Origin of the sequence: Nonomuraea sp. NPDC050691 (assembly GCF_040654455.1) — a bacterium.
GTDB lineage: Bacteria > Actinomycetota > Actinomycetes > Streptosporangiales > Streptosporangiaceae > Nonomuraea.
Genome location: NZ_JBFAIA010000049.1, coordinates 18,610 through 37,340, shown reverse-complemented (window position 1 = coordinate 37,340; position 18,731 = coordinate 18,610). Strand labels below are relative to the sequence as shown.

Annotated in this window: 17 protein-coding genes; 7 read left to right on the top strand and 10 right to left on the bottom strand. The window is 74.0% G+C overall.

Features of this window, described 5'->3' with window-relative positions; genetic code table 11:
• The first annotated feature begins 127 nt into the window (after positions 1 to 127).
• Positions 128 to 706, top strand: a complete 579-nt coding sequence (locus AB0H81_RS19865) for an RNA polymerase sigma factor (protein WP_358376286.1) — start codon at positions 128 to 130, stop codon at positions 704 to 706.
• Positions 703 to 1,596 carry a hypothetical protein gene (locus AB0H81_RS19860; protein WP_358376284.1) on the top strand — a complete coding sequence of 298 codons (894 nt, stop codon included), beginning with the start codon at positions 703 to 705 and terminating at the stop codon, positions 1,594 to 1,596. Before AB0H81_RS19865 ends, AB0H81_RS19860 begins: the two co-directional genes overlap by 4 nt.
• A 225-nt stretch (positions 1,597 to 1,821) precedes the next feature.
• Here AB0H81_RS19860 and AB0H81_RS19855 read toward each other — a convergent pair whose 3' ends face one another.
• Together AB0H81_RS19855 and AB0H81_RS19850 are read right to left on the bottom strand one after the other, a co-directional pair.
• Positions 1,822 to 2,073 carry an ATP-binding protein gene (locus AB0H81_RS19855; RefSeq protein WP_358376282.1) on the bottom strand — a complete coding sequence of 84 codons (252 nt, stop codon included), beginning with the start codon at positions 2,071 to 2,073 and terminating at the stop codon, positions 1,822 to 1,824.
• A complete protein-coding gene (locus AB0H81_RS19850; protein WP_358376280.1) occupies positions 2,070 to 2,498 on the bottom strand; it encodes a hypothetical protein in 429 nt (142 codons plus the stop codon). The genes AB0H81_RS19855 and AB0H81_RS19850 overlap by 4 nt, the downstream gene beginning before the upstream one ends.
• Positions 2,499 to 2,588: 90 nt before the next feature.
• Here AB0H81_RS19850 and AB0H81_RS19845 point away from each other — a divergent pair, with 90 nt between their 5' ends.
• Complete coding sequence (locus AB0H81_RS19845) at positions 2,589 to 3,557, top strand: RNA polymerase sigma factor (RefSeq protein WP_358376278.1); 969 nt, start codon at positions 2,589 to 2,591, stop codon at positions 3,555 to 3,557.
• A complete protein-coding gene (locus AB0H81_RS19840; protein WP_358376276.1) occupies positions 3,554 to 4,432 on the top strand; it encodes a hypothetical protein in 879 nt (292 codons plus the stop codon). The genes AB0H81_RS19845 and AB0H81_RS19840 overlap by 4 nt, the downstream gene beginning before the upstream one ends.
• A 213-nt stretch (positions 4,433 to 4,645) precedes the next feature.
• Here AB0H81_RS19840 and AB0H81_RS19835 read toward each other — a convergent pair whose 3' ends face one another.
• The 7 genes from AB0H81_RS19835 to AB0H81_RS19805 all read right to left on the bottom strand — a co-directional run bounded on the left by AB0H81_RS19835 (position 4,646) and on the right by AB0H81_RS19805 (position 13,694).
• Positions 4,646 to 6,856 carry a YfjP family GTPase gene (locus tag AB0H81_RS19835; protein ID WP_358376274.1) on the bottom strand — a complete coding sequence of 737 codons (2,211 nt, stop codon included), beginning with the start codon at positions 6,854 to 6,856 and terminating at the stop codon, positions 4,646 to 4,648.
• On the bottom strand, positions 6,853 to 8,637 hold the full coding sequence (locus tag AB0H81_RS19830) for an ABC transporter (RefSeq protein WP_358376272.1): 1,785 nt from the start codon (positions 8,635 to 8,637) through the stop codon (positions 6,853 to 6,855). Before AB0H81_RS19830 ends, AB0H81_RS19835 begins: the two co-directional genes overlap by 4 nt.
• Before the next feature lie 9 nt (positions 8,638 to 8,646).
• Positions 8,647 to 9,303 (bottom strand): response regulator transcription factor, encoded by a 657-nt coding sequence (locus AB0H81_RS19825; RefSeq protein ID WP_358376301.1) that lies wholly within the window; start codon positions 9,301 to 9,303, stop codon positions 8,647 to 8,649.
• 65 nt (positions 9,304 to 9,368) lie between these two features.
• Positions 9,369 to 10,790, bottom strand: a complete 1,422-nt coding sequence (locus AB0H81_RS19820; RefSeq protein ID WP_358376270.1) for a HAMP domain-containing sensor histidine kinase — start codon at positions 10,788 to 10,790, stop codon at positions 9,369 to 9,371.
• The gene (locus tag AB0H81_RS19815) at positions 10,790 to 11,482 is read right to left on the bottom strand and encodes a response regulator transcription factor (RefSeq protein ID WP_235995810.1); all 693 of its coding nucleotides are present in this window, start codon (positions 11,480 to 11,482) and stop codon (positions 10,790 to 10,792) included. The genes AB0H81_RS19820 and AB0H81_RS19815 overlap by 1 nt, the downstream gene beginning before the upstream one ends.
• Positions 11,483 to 11,499: 17 nt before the next feature.
• Complete coding sequence (gene lhgO / locus AB0H81_RS19810; protein ID WP_358376268.1) at positions 11,500 to 12,690, bottom strand: L-2-hydroxyglutarate oxidase; 1,191 nt, start codon at positions 12,688 to 12,690, stop codon at positions 11,500 to 11,502.
• Positions 12,687 to 13,694: an NAD-dependent epimerase/dehydratase family protein gene (locus tag AB0H81_RS19805; RefSeq protein ID WP_358376267.1), complete on the bottom strand. Its 1,008-nt coding sequence runs from the start codon at positions 13,692 to 13,694 to the stop codon at positions 12,687 to 12,689. The genes lhgO and AB0H81_RS19805 overlap by 4 nt, the downstream gene beginning before the upstream one ends.
• Before the next feature lie 166 nt (positions 13,695 to 13,860).
• Here AB0H81_RS19805 and AB0H81_RS19800 point away from each other — a divergent pair, with 166 nt between their 5' ends.
• Positions 13,861 to 14,427, top strand: a complete 567-nt coding sequence (locus tag AB0H81_RS19800; RefSeq protein WP_358376265.1) for an RNA polymerase sigma factor — start codon at positions 13,861 to 13,863, stop codon at positions 14,425 to 14,427.
• On the top strand, positions 14,420 to 15,610 hold the full coding sequence (locus AB0H81_RS19795; RefSeq protein WP_358376263.1) for a CU044_5270 family protein: 1,191 nt from the start codon (positions 14,420 to 14,422) through the stop codon (positions 15,608 to 15,610). The genes AB0H81_RS19800 and AB0H81_RS19795 overlap by 8 nt, the downstream gene beginning before the upstream one ends.
• Before the next feature lie 18 nt (positions 15,611 to 15,628).
• On the opposite strand, the gene AB0H81_RS19790 is transcribed toward AB0H81_RS19795, so the two are convergent.
• Positions 15,629 to 18,076, bottom strand: a complete 2,448-nt coding sequence (locus tag AB0H81_RS19790; protein ID WP_358376261.1) for a tetratricopeptide repeat protein — start codon at positions 18,074 to 18,076, stop codon at positions 15,629 to 15,631.
• Between the two features lie 175 nt (positions 18,077 to 18,251).
• On the opposite strand from AB0H81_RS19790, the gene AB0H81_RS19785 reads away from it, so the two are divergent.
• The gene (locus tag AB0H81_RS19785) at positions 18,252 to 18,707 is read left to right on the top strand and encodes a carboxymuconolactone decarboxylase family protein (RefSeq protein ID WP_358376260.1); all 456 of its coding nucleotides are present in this window, start codon (positions 18,252 to 18,254) and stop codon (positions 18,705 to 18,707) included.
• Positions 18,708 to 18,731 lie beyond the last annotated feature (24 nt).

Below are 18,731 nucleotides of genomic sequence, written 5' to 3'. Positions count from 1 at the left end.
CGGGTGCGTACGGCGGCAACGCATGAGCAAATGTCCGGATGAAGCGGGGTGTTACTGAGGCTTCCGGGAAAGCAGAGACCTGCGCTTCCCGTGAAACAGAACCGCCGAGCCGGACATCTGCTGTGATGTGTCCAAACAACGGAAAGAAGGCGACATCGGGCCTCCTGCGCCGGAGCACCGCTTCGAGCGGCTCTACCTGGCGCACTATCCCGCGGTCGCCGCCTACGTCACGCGACGTACCGAGTCCACGGACGACATCGCCGACGTGATCGCCGAGACGTTCACGACCGCCTGGCGCCGGCTGGACGACATCCCGCAGGGGGACGAGGCCCGGCTGTGGCTGTACGCCGTCGCCCGGCGGGTCCTCGCCAACCACTTCCGCGCCCAGGAACGCCGCTCGGCGCTGGCCGTGCGGCTGCGCGAGGAGCTGGCCACCTGGTCCCGGCCCCCGGCGGACCGGGACGGCGACGCCACCTACCAGGCGTTCCGGCGCCTGTCACCCGACGACCGGGAGCTGCTCACCCTCGTCGGCTGGGAGGGTCTGAGCAGCGCCGAGGTCGCCAGGGTGCTCGGCTGCTCGCGCGGAGCCGCGCGCCTGCGCCTGCACCGCGCCCGCAAGCGGCTGGCCAAGGAGCTGGCCGCCGCCGACCTCGACCTCACCACCTACGGCCTGCGCGCCGTCGCACTCGCGGAAGGAAAATCATGAACACCGACGTGGACCGCGTCGTCGCCCACCTGTCCCCGGGCGCCGGGCCCGGCATGACCGAGGGGGCCCACGCGCTCATGCGCGACATCATGGCCGCCGAGCCCGGCCCCGCCAGGGCCGTCGCATCGACCGGGGCCGGCGCACCGGTCGGGCGGCGCGGGCGCCGGTCACTGGTCCTGCGCGCCGCGGTGCCGGGCGTGGCCCTGCTGGCCGCCGCGTTCCTCGGGCTGAGCTGGCTGCTGCCCGCCGGGCTCGGCCTCGGCCCGGGGACGGCCGCGGCGCTCGACATCAAGAAGGAGGACGGCTACTACGTCATCGAGGTCAAGGACCTGTACGCCGAATCGGCCACGTACGAGGCCCAGCTCCGCGACGCCGGTCTGGACGTGACCCTCAACGTCATCCCCTCGACCCCGGCGTTGGTGGGCTCGGTCTTCCCCACCTCCCTCACCGAAGACCGGTACCTCGACGCGATCAAGACCATCGACCGGCCCGGTGAATGCGACAAGATGGGCGGCTGCCCGATCGGGGTGAAGATTCCGGAGAACTTCCAGGGGCACGCCGAGATCACGATCGGCCGCGAGGCCCGGCCCGGAGAGCCGTTCCAGAACGGCACCGCGATCGACGCCCTCGGCGAGCCGCTGCACTGCCTGCCCTACATCGGCCGCACCGTGGCCGAGGTGCGCGGCATGCTGCGGGAGCGTGGGGTGACCGACCTGGTCTTCGATGACATGGACCCGGTGTCGGGGGGGACGAAGGAGTCGGTACCGGACTCGTGGCTGGTGGAGGGGGGCAGCATGCGGGAGCCGGGCAAGGCGTCCCTGAACGTCTACGAGGGTTCCGAGCCGCAGGAGCCGGGGGGCCGCCGCGGCGAGAACTGCCCGACCTCCTAGCAAGGCCGGATCGCCGATCGGCCTTGCTTCTCGGCGTACGAGTGTCGCTGCCCGCACGGGGCGCCGGTCAGCGGCACTCTCCGCTCGCCGAGGGGCTTGGCCAGCGCGGCCGGCTCGGTGAGCGTGGCGCCCGGACGGCGTCGAGCCGGTCCCGATCCGGTCGATCTGGGGCACGCCCCGCTTCTCGGCGAGCCCGGACAGCGTCAACGGGGTCACGGCGCCCCGTCACCGCGGCAGGGTCACGGTGACCTCCAGGCCGCCGTCCGGCAGGGCGCTCAGTTCCAGCGTGCCGTGGTGGGCCTCGGCGATGGCGGCGACGATCGACAGGCCGAGGCCCAGGCCGTCGCCCATGGCGCGGCGGCCGGTCTCCAGGCGTTGGAACGGTTGCAGGAGCGTGTCCACCCGCTCCGGCGGGATCACGGGGCCGCTGTTGGACACCCGCAGCACGGCCCGGCCGGCCTCCACGCCGGTGGTCACCCTGATCCAGCCGTCCGGGACGTTGTGCCGGGCGGCGTTGCCACGAGGTTGGCCACCAGCCGTTCGACCAGGGCGCGGTCACCGGCCGCCGGCGCGGGCCGCAGGTCCGCCTCCACCCGCGGACGGTGACCGGTGGCGTCCGGATCCGCCTCGACGCCCGGGCGGTGACCAGTGGCACCCGGCTCCGCCTCCGCGCCCGGGCGGGGATCGCCGGCGCCGCCGCGCTCGTCGAGGGCGTGCCGGGTGATCTCCGCCAGGTCGAGGGGCCGGCGCCGTTCCGGCCCCTGGCGACTGCGGGCCAGTGTAAGCAGCGCCTCGATCAGCCGTTCCTGGTGCTTGCCCGCGGCGAGCAGCCGTTCCACGACGGTACGCAGCGCCGGGGCGCCGGCGTCCGGGTCGGTGGTGCAGCCAGCATGCCGCGCCACCGGTTACAGCGGGGTAACCGCCGCCGTTCCGGCCCGGTAACCGGGTCACGTCTTCACTGGGTCCCACAAGTCGGGACAGGAGGAACCATCATGATCCACAACACCACGCTCCGGGTCGGGATCGTCGCCGCGGCAGTGACCGTCGTGGCGGCGGTGACGGCCTCGGCGGCGCCGGCGGGCCCCTCGGGCGGGGACGGCAAGACGTTCACCGCGTGCATGCGCGCCCACGGGCTGCCGGACTTCCCCGACACCGCGTTCTCGTCGGACAGGCTGGTCAACCTGGAGATCAAGGGCGAGGACGTCGATGTCCGGTCGGCGAGGTACGGCGCGGCGGCGGGCCTGCGCGCCGCTGCTGCCCCACGGCGCCCGGCTGCCGGGCGGCCCGGCCGCGCCCGCGGCTCCGGTCGCCCCCCGTGCGATTCTGAGCCTTTTCGCCAGGGATGTCACACCCGCCATGGGCCGGACACTGATCATCACGTGACACTCCCGTACCGGAAGGACGACGACGTGGGCCCACCCGATCCTCGCCGCCGTTTCGAGCAGATCTACACGGAGCACTACGCGGCCGTCGCCGCCTACGTGCGGCGGCGCGCCGACTCGCCGGACGACATCGCCGACCTGCTGTCGGAGACCTTCACCACCGCATGGAGGCGGCTCGGCGAGGTGCCGGCCGGCGAGCGCGCCCTGTTCTGGCTGTACGGCGTGGCCCGGCGCACCCTCGCCAACCACCGCCGCGGTGAGACCCGCAGGACGGCGCTGACCCAGCGGCTGGGCGAGGAACTGGCCGCCTGGGCCGGGACCCCGGCGGACCGGGCGCCCGGGGCGGCGCGCGCGGCCTTCCTGCGCCTGTCGGACGACGACAGGGAACTGCTGGCGCTGGCCGGCTGGGAGGGCCTCGGCAGCGTCGAGATCGCCAGGGTGCTGGGCTGCTCGCGCATCGCCGCCCGCCAGCGCCTGCACCGCGCGCGCAAGCGGCTCGCGGCCGAGCTGGCCGCCGCCGACGAGGACCTCACCCCATACGGCCCGCGGGCCGCCCGTCTCGCCAAGGAGAGCGCGTGACCACGAACCTGGACGACGTCGTCGAGCGGCTGGCGCCCGCCCCGGTGCCCGCGCCCCCGCTGACGCCGCTCGCGCGGGACCTGATGAACGAGATCATGGACGCGGCACCGGCGCCCGCCGCCCCGCCTCGGCGGAGGTGGCGCCCGCTCGTCGCCCTGCCGGTGGCCGCGGCCCTCGCGGCGGCGGCCTGGATCGTCCCGTCGGCCCTGAACAGCACACCCGCCGCCGCGCTGGACGTCAAGGAGGAGGGCGGCTACTACGTCATCGAGGTCAAGGACCTGTACGCCTCTCCGAAGGTGTACGAGAGCCAGCTCAAGAGCGTCGGCCTGAACGTGAACCTGCGCGTCGTGCCGGTCACGCCGAACGCCGAGGGTGAGCTGTCCATGGACACGCCCGGCTGGCAGCCGATGACCCCGTTCCCGCACCGGGACAAGATCGTGAGCATCGACCGGCCCGAGGGCTGCGTCGGCATCGGCCGCACCTGCCCGATCGGCCTCAAGATCGACAAGAGCTTCACCGGCTCGGCCGACGTGCGGCTCGGCCGCGCGGGCCGTCCCGGCGAGGAGTACCAGATCATCGGCTCCATCACCGCTGCCCGTGAGCCGATGAACTGCGTGCCCTTCTACAACCGGCCCGTGGGCGAGGTGCGGGCCGAGCTCCAGAGGCGAGGCGTGGTCGTCGACGAGTACGTCGTCCACAAGCCCGGCCGGAGAGGCAAGGACTCGCAGGCCACGACGAGCGTCCCGGACTCCATGTACGTGCACTGGGGCAGCCTGAGCAGCTACGGCCACGCCACCCTGGTGGTCGGCGAGGAGCCGTTGGCCGGCGCCCTGGTGAAGAAGCTGCTCGGGATCGATGGATGCCCGACGTCATGAACGCGGGCGTGACGCGGGCCACCGGGTCATAGGGACATCCCTTCGTCACCGAGGCGCGCCCGAGGGCCGGGCTCCCGCGCTCAGGGGCGCGCGGGATCCACGTGCGCCGGGCGGCCGTCGGCTTGATCCAGGCGATCACCCGCTCGCGGGCGGTGGTCCGACCGTCCATCCCGGGGCCCGGCACGCCACCTCCCGGCGTGCCCGGTTCCGGGATCAGGCCCGGGCCCGCTCGACGGCGTCGCGGAAGCGGGCGTACGCGTCGATCTCCGCCTCCACGGGGCGGAGCACGTACTCGGCGCCGACCTCGCCGACGGCGGCGCGCATGGCCTTGGCCGTACGGCGGGCACGACGCCGGCCGCCCAGCCAGGCCGCCAGCCGGGACAGCAACGCCACCAGCACCCCCGCCAGCGCTCCCCCGGCGAGCAGCACGGTCGGCCACGGCACCACCCCGAGCGTGGGCACCGGCAGCTCAGGCAGCCGCAGGTAGTCCAGCCCGAACAGCACGCCGAGCCAGAGAGCGCCCACCACCATCGTGGCGAACACCAGCCACTGCACCGCCCCGACGGCCTTCCACCAGCGGGGCGGCCGGGCCGCCTGGACGGACGTCCGCCCCACGGCCCGGTCCACGGCATCGGTCAGCTCGCCGGAGCGCGCCCGCGCCGCCCGCCGCACGGCCGCCTCCCAGGGGCCGGGCAGCCCGGTCGCGGCGACCTCGCCGACGTCGCGGATCGCGGTCTCGACCCGCGCCTTCTGCACGGCCGAGGCCGCGGGCAGGGACGTACGGCCCACGATCTCCTGGCTCTCGCCGCGCAGGGCGGGTGTTCCGGCGGCGGGTGTCCCGCCTCGCGCGGCGGGCGTTCCGGCGGCGGGCGTCCTGCCTCGCGCGGCGATCGCGCCTCCTGCGCCCGCGATGGCGCCGCTCGTGCCGTTCCGTGTGCCGCCGGTTGTGCCGTTCCGTGTGCCGGTGCTCACGCCCATGCCGAGGCGGAGGCGGCGCAGGGGGTCGGGTCTGAGACGGCGGATCCACCGGGTGACCGGCCAGCCGGTGGCGACCACGGCGCGGTGCCGGTGTCCCTTCGCCACGGCCTCCAGGACGAGCGGAACCCCGGCCGCCTCCTCCAGCGCCGGCGTGAGCCTCCGCCCCAGCCGCGCCGTGACGTCTCCGGCCGGGCCCACCTCCGGCAGCTCGGCGGAGCGCACGATCTCCCTGCCCGCCGCCAGGACGCCGAGCCCGGCCCTCTCCTCACGCGCCTCCACCCCGGCCGGTGATGGTGACGCCGTTGCACCGGAGGGTTGGCCACCCGGTTCCTGAGACGCCCCCGCACCCGCCGCACGAGTCGCGCCGGACACGCCCGCCGAGGTACTCGCCGCCCCGGCGCCCGAAGAACCCGCCGAGCGGCCTGTCGGAGGGCCTGCGGAAGGAGCAGGGATGCCGTGATCCCCGGTCGTCCGCGCCCGACTCTCGCCGGGAGCCGGCGCTCCAGGCGTCCCGGAAGCTCCCGGCGTGCCCGTTGTCACCGGCGTCTCCGTGGAGGCGAGCGCCGGGGCGGGCCGTTTCTCCGCCGCGAGGACTGGGACCTCCGGAGGGTCGACCGAAGCGGCCGCCAGGAGGTCGGCGGCGGTGGTGACGTCGGCCGCCAGGCGGGACGCCCAGGCGCGCCGGTCGGCGACCCGCCGCGCCAGCGACGCGCGCAGCTCCGTGAGGCCCATCCCCGTACGGGCCGAGGTGGCGAGCACGGGCACGCCCTTCAGGCCGTCCTCGTCCAGGAGGCGCCGTACGTCGCCCAGGCAGCGGTCCACCGCGTCGGACGGCAGGCGGTCGGCGTGGTTGAGCGCCACGACCATCACGTCGCGGTGTCCGGACAGCGGGCGCAGGTAGCGCTCATGGAGTGCGGCGTCGGCGTACTTCTGCGGGTCCAGCACCCACACCAGCAGGTCGACCAGCTCGACGAGGCGGTCCACCTCCAGGCGGTGGCCGAGCTGGATCGAGTCGTGGTCCGGCAGGTCGAGGAGGATGAGTCCGGACAAGTCGGACTCCTTCGGGGTGCTCGCCTCCGAAGGGCCGCCCGCCTGGTGGCGGGTGAAGACGTCCAGCCAGTCCAGGAGCGGGCCCGCGCCCGCGTCGCCGTCCCACACCGCCGCCTGCACCGCCGACGTCGTCGGCCGCGTGACGCCCACCGCCGCCACCTCGGCCCCCGTGAGGGCGTTGAACAGCGACGACTTGCCGCTTCCCGTGGCCCCGGCCAGGGCGACGACCGTGTGCTCGGCCGACAGGCTGCGGCGCGCCCCGGCCCGCTCGGCGACGCCGCGCGCGGACTCCACGACGCCGCCCGGCAGCCGTCCCTCCGCCAGCGTCGCCGCCTCCAGCAGGGCGTCGAGCCGGGAGTCCAGCGACGGCCCCTCCTTGCGGCGCAGCAGCCTCATTCCCCGCCCCCCGACACATCCGGCCGGGAAGCCCCCGACACATCCGGCCGCGAAGTCCCCGGCGCGTCCGGGAGTTCCGTGCGGTGGGTCCGGACGGCGCGGGCCGCCTCCAGGAGGGCGTCGGCCGCCCCCGGCGGCGGTTCGATCGGCTCCAGCAGCGCCGTGTACCGGGCCGCCTCCTCGTCCATCAGCGCCCGCACCCGCTCCCGCAGGTCCTCCCGCGCCCGGACCGTCAGCGTCCGCACCGCCTGGTCGCCGAAGATCGCCTCCAGCAGCTTCTGCGACAGCACGCTGGTGCCGCCCGCGATGCCCACCTCCAGGCCGGTCAGCCCGCCCGTCGAGGCGAACACCGCCAGCATGAGCAGCAGGCCCGCTCCGTTCACCCCGAACGACGCCAGCCGCGCCGTGGTGCGCCTCTCACCGCCTTCCTGCCGTACGAGGTCCATCACGAACTCCTGCCACCCCCGCACCGCCGCCTCGGCCCGCTTGCCCAGGTCCGGCGAGGCGCGGCCGAGCCGGGCGGCCTCGACGGCGCCGACCCGTTCGATGATCCCGGGCCCGCCGGGCGCGGCGGACCAGCCGTCCAGCGCCCGCTCGGCGGCGGCGTCGGCGGCGCCCCTGATCAGCGCCTCGACCCCGCTCTCCAGCGCGTCGCGCAGCTCGGCGGCGGGCACGCGGCCGGTGAAGAACGACACGAGCCGGTCGCGCAGCCAGCCCACCCGGCTCTCCAGCGAGCGCATGAGGTCACCGGTGCCGATGAAGTCCTGCCAGCGGGCCAGCACCTCGCCGCGCAGCAGCGACCCGTCGCGCATACCCTCGTCGAAGTCGGCCATCGCGCCCGCGTACGCCCCGGACACGATGGAGCGCAGCCCATCGAAGCCCGTCTGCTGCCGCCGCACGGCCTCCGCCAGCTCGGGCACCCGCGCCGCCAGGCTGTCGAGCGCCCCGGACAGCGTCTGCCGCACGACCCGGGCCCTCTCGGCGGCGTCGTCGGCCAGCCCGGCCAGCCAGGCGGCGATCGGCTCGACGAGCGGGGCGGGCAGCCGCGCCTTCTCCGAGGGCAGCGCCGCCTCCGGCACGGTGAACAGGCGGGTGCCGTCGAGCCCGTTGGCGACGAGGAGGCGTTCGAGGTCGCGGGTGACCGGCTCGGCGGCCTCCGGGGGCACCCGGTCGAGGACGACGGCCAGCGCGGTGCTCCGTTCCCGGGCCAGGCGCAGGAAGCTCCACGGCACCTCGTCGGCGTAGCGGGCGGCGGTCGTGACGAACAGCCACAGGTCGGCGGCGGCGAGGAGCTGCGCGGCCAGTTCCCGGTTGGCGGTGACCACGGAGTCGATGTCGGGCGCGTCCAGCAGGGCCAGCCCGGCCCCGAGCGCGCCGGAGGTGACGACGCGCAGCGCACCCGCCGCGCCGCCGCTGCCCTGGGCGGGGCCGCCGGCGCGCGACAGCCCGGACAGCACGTTCGGGCCCATGAACCAGTCGTGGTCGGCCTGGCTGGCGACGAGCGTCGGCACGAGCGTGGTGGGACGCAGCACGCCGGGCTCGGCCACATCGGCCCCGACCAGCGAGTTGACCAGCGTGGACTTGCCCGCCCCGGTGGAGCCGCCCACCACGGCGAGCAGCGGCGCGTCGATGGCGCGCAGGCGTGGCAGGAGGTAGTCGTCGAGCTGCCCGGTCATCTCCCTGAGCAGCCGGCGGTCCTCCTCGGCACGGCCGATGGCCAGCGGGAACAGCTCACCGTCGAGCCGGCGCCGCAGCGCCTCCAGCGCACCTGGCAGGTCCATGTCCTGAAACTAGCCCGCAGGCGGCTCCCTAAGCACATATCCGACACTCCGTAGCGTGTGGATCAGCCGCGGCTCGACGGCGTCGACCTTGCGCCGCAGGTAGGAGACGTACGACTCGACCACGCCGGCGTCGCCGCCGAAGTCGTAGTTCCACACGTGGTCGAGGATCTGCGCCTTGGACAGCACGCGCCCGGCGTTGGACATGAAGTAGTGCAGCAGCTTGAACTCGGTCGGCGACAGCCGCACCGGCTGCCCGCCGCGCCACACCTCGCGCGCCTGCTCGTCCAGCTCCAGGTCGGCGACCTTCAGCCGGCTGGTGGGCGCGTTCTCGCCGCGCGTGCGGCGCAGCACCGCGCGGATGCGGGCCTGCACCTCCTCCAGGCTGAACGGCTTGGTGACGTAGTCGTCGCCCACGCCGAGCCCGGCGATCTTGTCCTCGGTGTTGTCGCGGGCGGTGAGGAACAGCACGGGAGCGGTGATCCGCCTGGCCACCTCGAACCCGTCGAGGTCGGGCAGCATCACGTCGAGCACGACGAGGTCGGGCGAGGAGCGTTCGGCCACCTCGACGGCCTCGTAGCCGTCCGCGGCGGTCAGCACCTCGAACCCGGAGAAGCGCAGGCTGGCGGACAGCAGATCCCTGATGCTGGGCTCGTCGTCCACCACCATGATCAGCGCCTCGGGTTTGGTCACCTACATAGCGTTACCCAGGGAGCTGAGGAATAGCTGAAGGGTCACTCCAAGGCGAGTGGGAGTTCGACGCGGAAGGTGCAGCCGGCGCCGACCGCGGTGCTCAGCGTGACGGCTCCGCCGTGGGCCTGGACGAGGGCCTGCACGATGGCGAGTCCGAGGCCGCTGCCCCGGTCGTCGCCGGCCCGCCGCCGCGAGCGGGCGCTGTCGGCCCGGTAGAAGCGCTCGAAGACCTTCTCGGCCTGCTCCGGGGGGAGTCCGGGGCCCTTGTCGGCGACCTCCAGGAACAGGGTGTCCTCGCCGGCGCCGACGCGGACGGTGACCGGGGCGCCCTGGTCGGTGTGGACGAGGGCGTTGGTGACGAGGTTGCCGATCACCTGACGCAGGCGTACCTCGTCGCCGGAGACGATGAGGGCGGCGCCGCCGACGACGTCGAGGGTGATCAGCCGGTCGGGCTGCAGGATGCGGGCGTCGTGGACGGCGTCGGCGGCCAGCGCCAGCATGTCCACCGGCCGCATGCTGAGCGGGCGCTGCTGGTCGACGCGGGCGAGCAGCAGCAGGTCGTCCACGAGCAGGCTCATCCGGCCGGCCGCCTTCTCCACGCGCTGCATGAGCTCGGCGGGGTCGGCGCCGGGGTTCTGCCGGGCGTACTCGGCGAAGCCGCGGATGGAGGTGAGGGGCGTGCGCAGCTCGTGCGAGGCGTCGCCGACGAACTGGCGCATGCGGTCCTCGGAGCGGCGCGCCGCGGCCTCGGAGGCCGAGCGGGCGGCGAAGGCGGCCTCGATCTGCGCGAGCATGCCGTTGAGCGAGCGGGCCAGGCGGCCCACTTCGGTACGCGGGTCGCCGTCGGGCACGCGCCGGCCCAGCTCGCCCTCGGCGATGGCCTCGGCGGTGCGCTCGATCTGGACCAGCGGCCGCATGCTGGCCCGCACGGTGGTCACGCCCACGACGGTGAGGATGATCAGGATGCCGCCGCCGCCGAGCAGCTCGATGAGGCCGAGCCGGCGGGTGATCTCGTCGACCTCGGTCAGGTCGGCGGCCACGACGAAGGCGCCGTACGGGGTCACGGTGTGCAGCACCCGCCACTTGCCCTCGCCGTTCACGGCCTTCGCGGTGTAGATGCCGGAGCCGGGCGAGGGCGCCAGCGCCGGCTTGGACTTGAAGTCGACGTCGCGGTCGATCTGGAGCGGCTGGTAGCGGCCGCTCTTGTCGCGTACCAGGACGATCGTGTCGGACTCGATGAGCAGCGGCTTGTCGCCGACCTTGCGGCCCTTCTCGCGCCGCTGGTAGTCGTACTCCAGCTTCTTCTGCATGCGGACGGCGACCAGGTTGACCTGGCCGTCCAGCCGGTCGAGGAGGTAGCCGTGCAGGACCGAGACGCTGACCAGGCCGATGAAGGTGAGGCCGAGCGCCAGCAGCGCCAGCATCGCGGCGATCAGCTTGATCCTGAGCGGCAGCCCGGCCATCAGGGACTCGGCGGCAGGCGCAGGACGTAGCCGACGCCCCGCAGGGTGTGGATGAGGCGCGGGCTCCGGTTGTCGATCTTGCGGCGGAGCACCGACACGTACGACTCGACGATGCCCACCTCGCCCCTGAAGTCGTAGTCCCAGACGTGGTCGAGGATCTGCGGCTTGGACAGGACCCGGCCCGCGTTGGTCATGAAGTAGCGCAGCAGCTTGAACTCGGTGGGCGAGAGCGGGACCGCGGTGCCGCCGCGCCACACCTCGTGGCTCTCCTCGTCGAGCTCGATGTCGGCGAACGTGAGCCGCGGCGGCGGCGCGGGGCCGTCGCCGGTCGTGCGGCGCAGCACCGCGTGGATGCGGGCCACCACCTCTTCGAGGCTGAACGGCTTGGTCACGTAGTCGTCGCCGCCGAGGGTGAGCCCGCGGATCTTGTCCTCGGTCTCGTCGCGGGCGGTCAGGAACACCACCGGGGTGTGCGTCCCACCGCCGCGCAGCCGCTGCACGATCTCGAATCCGTCGAGGTCGGGCAGCATGACGTCGAGCACGATGAGGTCCGGCCGGTGCCGTTGCACGGCGGCGACGGCGTCGTGGCCGCTCTTGGCCGTGGTCACGTCGAATCCCGCGAACCTCAGGCTCGCGGCGAGGAGTTCGAGGATGTTGGGGTCGTCCTCGACGATCAGCAGGCGCGCTTCCATCACACCCAAGGATGCACTCATCGGACGAGTGCTGGAACATGTGCGGCGATATGCCGGGCGATCGCCAGGCTGGACGTGGCCGCGGGAGAGGGCGCGTTGCGGACGAGCACCACCCTCCCGTCCACGTCCACGGCGAAGTCGTCGACCAGGCGGCCGTCCCTGGCCACGGCCTGCGCGCGCACGCCGCCCTCGGTCCGGCGCAGGTCCTCGGCGGTCAGTTCGGGCACGTAGCGGCGGGCCGCCTTGAGGAAGGCGCGCTTGGCGAGCGAGCCGTAGATCTCCCGCAGGCCGGTGCGCCAGTGCCGGCCTGCCATCCGGACGGTGCCGGGCCAGCCGACGATCCGCCGCACGTCGCGCACGTCGCGCCGGCGGTAGCCCTCGTACGCGAGGGCCAGCACGGCGTTCGGCCCGACGAGCACCTCGCCGTCGATGTGCCGGGTCAGGTGGACCCCGAGGAACGGGTAGCGCGGGTCGGGCACCGGGTAGATCAGGCCGCGCACCAGGTCACGGGCGGGGCCGGCCAGCTCGTAGTACTCGCCGCGGAACGGCACGATCCTGATGTCGCCCCGGCGGCCGGCCATCGCGGCGACCGCGTCGGTGCCGAGCCCGGCGCAGACCACCAGCCGGTCGAAGGCGAAGCGCCGCCCGCCCGCGACCACCTCCACGCCCGAGGCGGTCTCCCTGATCGCGCGGACCGGGTGCTCCAGCCGTACGGATCCGCCCTGTTCCTCCACGTCGAGCGCGAGGCGGCGGGCGACCGCGGGGAAGTCGGTGATCGCCGTGTGCGGCGAGTGGACGGCGCCGACGCCGACGGCGTGCGGCTCGATCTCGCGCAGGCCGAGCGCGTCGAGCTCGGCGATGCCGGGCACGCCGTTGGCCCTCGCCCGCTCGGCCAGCGCCTTCAGCAGCGGCCGCTCGGCGCGGGTGCTCGCCACGACGAGCTTGCCGACCTCCTCGTACGGCAGCGCGTGCCGCGCGCAGTAGTCCTTGAGCAGCGCGACGCCCTCGCGGCACAGCCGGGCCTTGAGCGACCCGGGTGGATAGTAGATGCCGGCGTGGACCACGCCGCTGTTGTGTCCCGTCTGGTGGGCCGCGACCCGGCTCTCCTTCTCCAGCACGGTCACCTCGGCGCCCCGGGCCGTGGCCAGCTCGCGGGCGACCGCCAGGCCGACGATGCCGGCGCCGACGATCCCAATCTTCTCCGTCACGGCGACAGTCTGCCGATTTCCCGCCGATCCAGGTGCCCTTCCGCACACAGCCACCGCAATGTATCCGAAACGGTGTCTTCTACCGGACGCAATGTGACGCCCAGCGCCTCCAGCGCGGGGGTGTCGTCCGTGGGGACCATGGTGAGCATGATGTCGGCGGCGTCGCGGGTCAGCGGGTAGGCGACGGGGGCGCCGAGCGCCTTGGCGCCGTCGAGGGCCGTCGCGACGGCGCGCAGCAGGCCGGTGGGCAGCCGGTACGTGCGGGGGCGGCGGCCGGTCAGGTCGGCGCAGAGCGCGGCCAGCTCCCCCCAGGTCCTGAAATGTCCACCTATGAGGTATCGGCGCGCGCCCTGTCCCGGCGTGAAGCAGCGCGCCAGCGCCGCAGCCAGGTCGCGCACGTCCAGGATGCCCACCCCGCCCGGGATCACCAGCCAGCCGGAGCGCGCCCCGGCCCGGAAGCCCTCGTTGAGCGCGTCCAGCCGGGGCTGGCCGGGGCCGAGGAGGCCGCCGGGGTAGACGATGGTGACGCCGTCCAGGCTCCGCGCGTGGCGCTCGCCCTCGACCTTGGAGCGGCCGTACGCGTTGCGCGGGCTGGCCAGCGGGCTGTCGGGGGTGATGCGCGGCCCGGCCGGCGGAACGAACACCGCGACCGTGGACACGTGCACGACCGGGTCCAGCCTCAGCTCCACGGCCTGGTCGAGGACGTTGCGCAGGCCGACGACGTTCGAGCCGCGCAGGTCGGCGCCGTGCCCGGTGACGCCCATGTCGGCGGCGGCGTGCAGCACGGCGTCGCAGCCCTTGAGCGCGTCGCGGACGGCCGCGGCGTCGCGGATGTCGGCCCGGTGGAGCGGCCAGTCGGCGTCGGGGGCTCCCGCGCCCGTGAGGGAGCGCGCGGCCTTGGCCGGATCCCTGACGAGGAGGTGCGGCTCGTGCCCGGCCTGGGCCAGGGCGACGGCCGCGTGCGCTCCGACGAACCCGGAGGCACCGGTGACCAGCACGCGCATGTCAGCCAAACTAGCGCTCACTTGGTTCGCTATCAACAGGCGGGCACCGGCGAATGCGGACGCAACCCGGGAGCGGCTTTCGGGAGATAAGAGGTATGTCAGTACCTTGGATCACTCGGAAAACCGCCCTTCAGGGGCACGCCACCTCATGGCCACGGCGAGAGCGGTGAGTCGCCCCGCGGAGACGCTCGACGACGCGGGCGTCATCGCCGTCTCCTTGACCGACCCCGAGGCGTTCGGCGAGCTGTTCCGCCGCCACTCGCCGCGGCTCCACGCCTACATCAGGCGCCGCCTCGGGCCCACGCTCGCCGACGACGTCGTGGCGGAGGCGTTCGCCACCGCGTTCCGGCAACGCGAGCGGTTCGACGGGCGGTCGGAGTTCGCCGCGTGGCTGTGGGGCATCGCCAGCAAGGTGATCGCCAGGCACCACCGGCAGGAGACCCGGATGTACCGGGCGTTCGCCCGGACGGGTGTGGACCCCGCCGAGGAGGGAGTCGCCGAGCCGGTCGACGATCGTGTGGCCGCCGCGGCGTACGGCCCTCACCTGGCGAAGGCCCTCGCCTCGCTGAGCTCCCAGGATCGCGGCGCCGTCCTGTTGCTCGCCTGGGGCGAGCTGTCGTACGCCGAGATCGCGGCGGCTCTGGATCTGCCCCTCGGCACCGTCAAGGCCAAAATCCACCGGGCCCGCGCGAAGCTCCGCAAGGCCCTGCCCAGGGAGAACAACGATGGATGAACTCGACGCGCTGCGGCGGATGCGGACGACGCTGGCCCACGAGGAGAGCCCCGGCCGGCTCGCCCTGCGCACCGACTGGCGGACCGGACCGCCGCCACGCCCCCGCCGCGCCTTCCGGGTCCCGATGGTGAGCATGCTGGCGGCGGCCGCCCTGGTCGCGGTGACCCTGGCCGTCGTCCATCCGGCACCGGACGACGACCGGCCCGCCCGTCCCGGACAGAGCGGGAGCCCTCCCGTGCTGGGCAACGCGCTGCTGGTGGCGGCCGCCAATGTGCGGAAGGGGCCGACCGCCGCGTACTGGCACACCACGCGCGTCGCCGGGCAGATCTACGCGGTCGGCGCGAGCGCGGCGGATCACTACAAGATCGAGGCGAGGATGCGCTACGACGCCTGGACCGATCAGAACGGCACCGCCTGCCTCACCCACCAGGACCTGCCCGCCCGCCCATGGACCGACCGTGACACGCGGAAATGGCGGAAGGCGGGGGCGCCCATGAAGGTGGAGGTCCGGACCGAGGAGGGGCCGGGCACCCTCTTCCTGGAGGCTCCGAACAGGGCGCCGACGTGCCGCAAGATCGAAGATCAGCGGTTCTTCGGCATGACGCCGCGACAGCTCGCCGCGCTGCCGACCGAGCCCCAGCAACTGGAGAACGCCCTGCTGAACCTCGAGGGCGACTGGGAGGCGTATGCCCCGAAGGTCACGAGGCAGCCGATGCGGACCCTGCGGGGGGAGAAGCGCGTCCGGGCGCTGAGCGATGTGGCCGGCACCCTGCTGGCCGGCGCGCCCGTCCCTCCGGCGGTGCGGGCGGCCGCGTACCGGATGCTCGCCACCCTGCCCGGCGTCGAGGCCGAGGGCAGGACGACCGACCCTCTGGGCCGCCCCGGGGTGGTGATCTCCCTGCCGCTGGAGACGACCATCCCCCTCGGCCTCTCCACCGCGCCCAAGCAGCTCGGCACCTACCGACGCCAATGGATCATCGACCCGGGCAACGGGACGCTGCTGGCCATGCGTGATCTCGTCGCGACGCCGCCGCGAGGCTCACGGGCACTCCCCCCGGGGGACGACGGCAAGCCGCGCCGTCTGACGGCCGGCAGCCGGCCCGACCGGTTCCACAAGTCCGGCGAGGTGTCCGGGTACGAGACGTTCGAGGTCGCCGAGTGGACCGACACCGCGCCGGACTGACGCCTGGCTCCCTGACGATCAGCCGAGCTCCTTGAGGACGGCCTGCCGCGCCGCGCGGTGCTGGGCGGCCGCGGCCGGATCCGTCTCCTCCAGCACGACCGCGATGCCCTCGTGGGCCAGCGCCTCCTCGTACCGGTATCCCAGCCTCGGGGCCAGCTCCAGCGCCTCCCGGTGCAGCCGCAGGGCCTCCTCGGGCAGGCCCGCGAGCCGGCAGGTCTCGCCGTACCCGTTGAGGAAGCGGATCTTCCAGTGCTCCTCGAACAGCTCGTCCAACAGCGCGAAGGCCTCCCGGTGGCTGGCCAGCGCCTCCTCGTAGCGGCCCATCTGCCGCAGCGCGACGCCCAGGCAGTTGAGGCACCACGCCTGGTTGTTCAGGTGCCCGTCCTCGCGGGCCAGCTCCAGCGCCTGACGAAGGTGCTCGGTCGCCTCGTCGGGTTCCTCGTGGGCGATGGCCACTCCGAGGGTGATCCGGGCCGTCAGGGTGGGCGGCCACGCGGGGTCGGTGTGCGGGATGTCCAGCACCTCCCGGGCCCGCTGGGCCGCCTCCTCGCGGTGTCCCAGTTGCAGCATCGCCCAGGCCTCCGCCGCGGCCGCGTGGGCGGCGCCCGTCACGCTGCCGGCCGCCTCGTACAGGCTCCCCGCCAGCCGGAAGAGTTCGAGCGGCTCCTCGACGTGCCCCTCGTCCCAGCTCAGGTAGCCGCGGCGCATGGCCAGCTCGGCTTCCGCGCGCCTGTCCCCCGCCTGGGACACCAGGAGGCCGGCCGCCTCGTACGCGGCGGCGGCCTCCGCCATCCGGCCCGCGTTGTAGCGCGCGAAGCCCAGGTCGCTGTGCGCCTCGGCCAGTTGCAGCGGATCGCCCAGGCGCTCGGCGGCCACCAGCGACCGCTCGAAGAGGACGTTGAGATGCGTCGTGCCGCAGCGCCGCGCGAAGTACGCGCGCAGGAAGCGCGGCAGCTCGCACACGTGCGCGTCGGCCCCGGTCGCCGCCGCCGTCTCGAAGACGCCGATCAGGTTGCCGTATTCCGCGACCAGCCAGGAGAAGGCCGCGTTCTTGTCCGTGAACCGCGGCAGCTCGGCCGGAGGCCGCCCCGCGGAGGCCGGCCGGCCCGCCGACAGGAACGGCATCGCGGCGTCGGCGGCGGCCGCCGCGTGCACGTAGTAGTCGAGCACCCTTCCCAGCGCCCGCTCCCGCTCGGCGGGCGAGTCCTGCTCCGCGGTGCTCCGGCGCGCGTGCTGGTGCACCAGGTCGTGCAGCCGGTAGCGGCCGGGGGTCGGCTGCTGGACGAGGTGCGCGTCGAGCAGGTCCTCCAGCATCGCCCGGGCGCTGCGCAGCGATATGTCGGCCAGGGCCGCCGCCACGTACTCGTCGAAGGACGCCCCGGGCAGCAGGCCCAGCAACCGGAACAGACGGGCCTGGGCCCGGTCCAGCTGCCGCACGGACATGGCGAACGCGGTGTCGAACTCGCTGGCGCCCTCGGCCAGACGCTCGACGAGGATGCCCACGGTCCAGCCCGGACGGTGCCGCAGCCGGGCCGCGGCCAGCCGCAGGGCCAGCGGCAGATGGCCGCACAGCCGCAGCACCTCTGCGGCGGCCTCCGGGTCGCGGGCCAGCCGGCCGTCGGGGCCGCTGGGGTCGCCGCTGGCACGGGCCAGCAGCTCCGCGCTCTCCTGCGGGCTCAGCACGTCCAGCGAGACGGGGGGCACCTCTTCCAGGCCCAGCAGCCGGTTGCGGCTCGTGACCAGGGCGACGGAGGGGCCGGCGCCCGGCAGCAGCGGGCGGACCTGCTCGGCGTCGGCGGCGTTGTCGAGGACCACGACGACCCGCCGGCGGGCCAGTTCGGAGCGCCAGCAGGCGGCGAGCTGTTCGAGGCCCTCCTGCGGGACCCTCTCGGACGGGACGTCGAGCGCGCCGAGCAGCATCCGCAGCGCGGAGTCGGGATCGAGCGGCGGCCGGCCCTCGGTGAACCCGTGCAGGTCCACATACAGCTGGGCGTCCGGGTAGCGGGTGGCGAGCCGGTGCGCGGCGTGCACCGCCAGGCAGGTCTTGCCGACGCCCGCCATGCCGTCGACGGCGACGATCCGGTGGCTGTCCACGGCGGCGAGCACGGCGGCGAGCTCGGCCTCGCGCCCGGTGAAGTCGGCCACGTCGCGCGGCAGGTCGTTGCGGGGCTGCGGGTGGACCTGGCGGCTGGCCTTCGGGGGCGCCGGCAGGGGGTTCGAGGACCGTTCCCACAGGGGGCGCAGCGGCCGGGGGTCGCGCTTGACGAGGCGGCAGAGCGCGATCACCGCCGGCCAGGGCGGCACGATCTGGCCGTTGAGGTAGCGCGACAGCGACGAGGAACTGAGGCCGGTGTCCTTCGCGAGGGCCCGGACGCCGAGCCCGGACAGTTTCTGGAGCAGGCGCAGTTGCTCGGCCAGCTCGTCCTGCGGGTCGGCCTTCACCGACCGCTGTTGCACATCCACCATTCCCCCGCCTTCTTGTCCCATTCCGACAGAAGTTTCCCGGGCCTGGTCGTCGCTGGTCAACACCGTTCCGGCTGTCCCACGGTGTCCCACCGCCGTGGTCGTGGCGATCCGGTTCGGCTGTCATGGTGTCACGCCCCGACGGAACGGGGCACTGACGGGAAGAGGACAGACAGAAATGCAGTCTCGTATGCAGAACCCCGCCGTCGTGCTGTCCGGTGCGATGCAGCCCATTCAGGAGATCTTCAAGGCCGTGCACTCCGGCGGGGTGGACGCGCAGACGCTGGAGCTGGTGCATCTGCGGGTCAGCCAGATCAACGGCTGCAGCGCCTGCGTCGACGGCGGCGCCAAGACGGCCCGCAAGGCCGGGGTGAGCGACGAGCGGCTGGCCACGGTCGCCGCCTGGCGTGAGACCCCCTACTTCACCGACGCGGAGCGGGCGGCCCTCGCGCTGGCCGAGGCCGCGACGCGGTTGGCCGACCGTCCGGACCCGGTGAGCGACGAGGTCTGGGACAGGGCCGCCACCTTCTTCGACGAGAAGCAGCTCGCCGCGATCGTCATGATGATCGGCCTCACCAACCTGTTCAACCGGCTCAACGCCACGACCCGTCAGATCGCCGGCGCGTGGGGCTGACGGGCTTCCCCCCGCTACACCAGC

What these genes read in the sequence shown, in the direction of transcription:
- AB0H81_RS19835 (WP_358376274.1), bottom strand. Translation starts at nt 6,856, where the DNA reads ATGAGGCTGCTGCGCCGCAAGGAGGGGCCGTCGCTGGACTCCCGGCTC.
- AB0H81_RS19815 (WP_235995810.1), bottom strand. Translation starts at nt 11,482, where the DNA reads ATGGAAGCGCGCCTGCTGATCGTCGAGGACGACCCCAACATCCTCGAA.
- AB0H81_RS19795 (WP_358376263.1), top strand. Translation starts at nt 14,420, where the DNA reads ATGGATGAACTCGACGCGCTGCGGCGGATGCGGACGACGCTGGCCCAC.
- AB0H81_RS19845 (WP_358376278.1), top strand. Translation starts at nt 2,589, where the DNA reads ATGATCCACAACACCACGCTCCGGGTCGGGATCGTCGCCGCGGCAGTG.
- AB0H81_RS19830 (WP_358376272.1), bottom strand. Translation starts at nt 8,637, where the DNA reads ATGGACCTGCCAGGTGCGCTGGAGGCGCTGCGGCGCCGGCTCGACGGT.
- AB0H81_RS19860 (WP_358376284.1), top strand. Translation starts at nt 703, where the DNA reads ATGAACACCGACGTGGACCGCGTCGTCGCCCACCTGTCCCCGGGCGCC.
- AB0H81_RS19820 (WP_358376270.1), bottom strand. Translation starts at nt 10,790, where the DNA reads ATGGCCGGGCTGCCGCTCAGGATCAAGCTGATCGCCGCGATGCTGGCG.
- AB0H81_RS19805 (WP_358376267.1), bottom strand. Translation starts at nt 13,694, where the DNA reads ATGCGCGTGCTGGTCACCGGTGCCTCCGGGTTCGTCGGAGCGCACGCG.
- AB0H81_RS19785 (WP_358376260.1), top strand. Translation starts at nt 18,252, where the DNA reads ATGCAGTCTCGTATGCAGAACCCCGCCGTCGTGCTGTCCGGTGCGATG.
- AB0H81_RS19825 (WP_358376301.1), bottom strand. Translation starts at nt 9,303, where the DNA reads ATGGTGGTGGACGACGAGCCCAGCATCAGGGATCTGCTGTCCGCCAGC.
- AB0H81_RS19790 (WP_358376261.1), bottom strand. Translation starts at nt 18,076, where the DNA reads ATGGTGGATGTGCAACAGCGGTCGGTGAAGGCCGACCCGCAGGACGAG.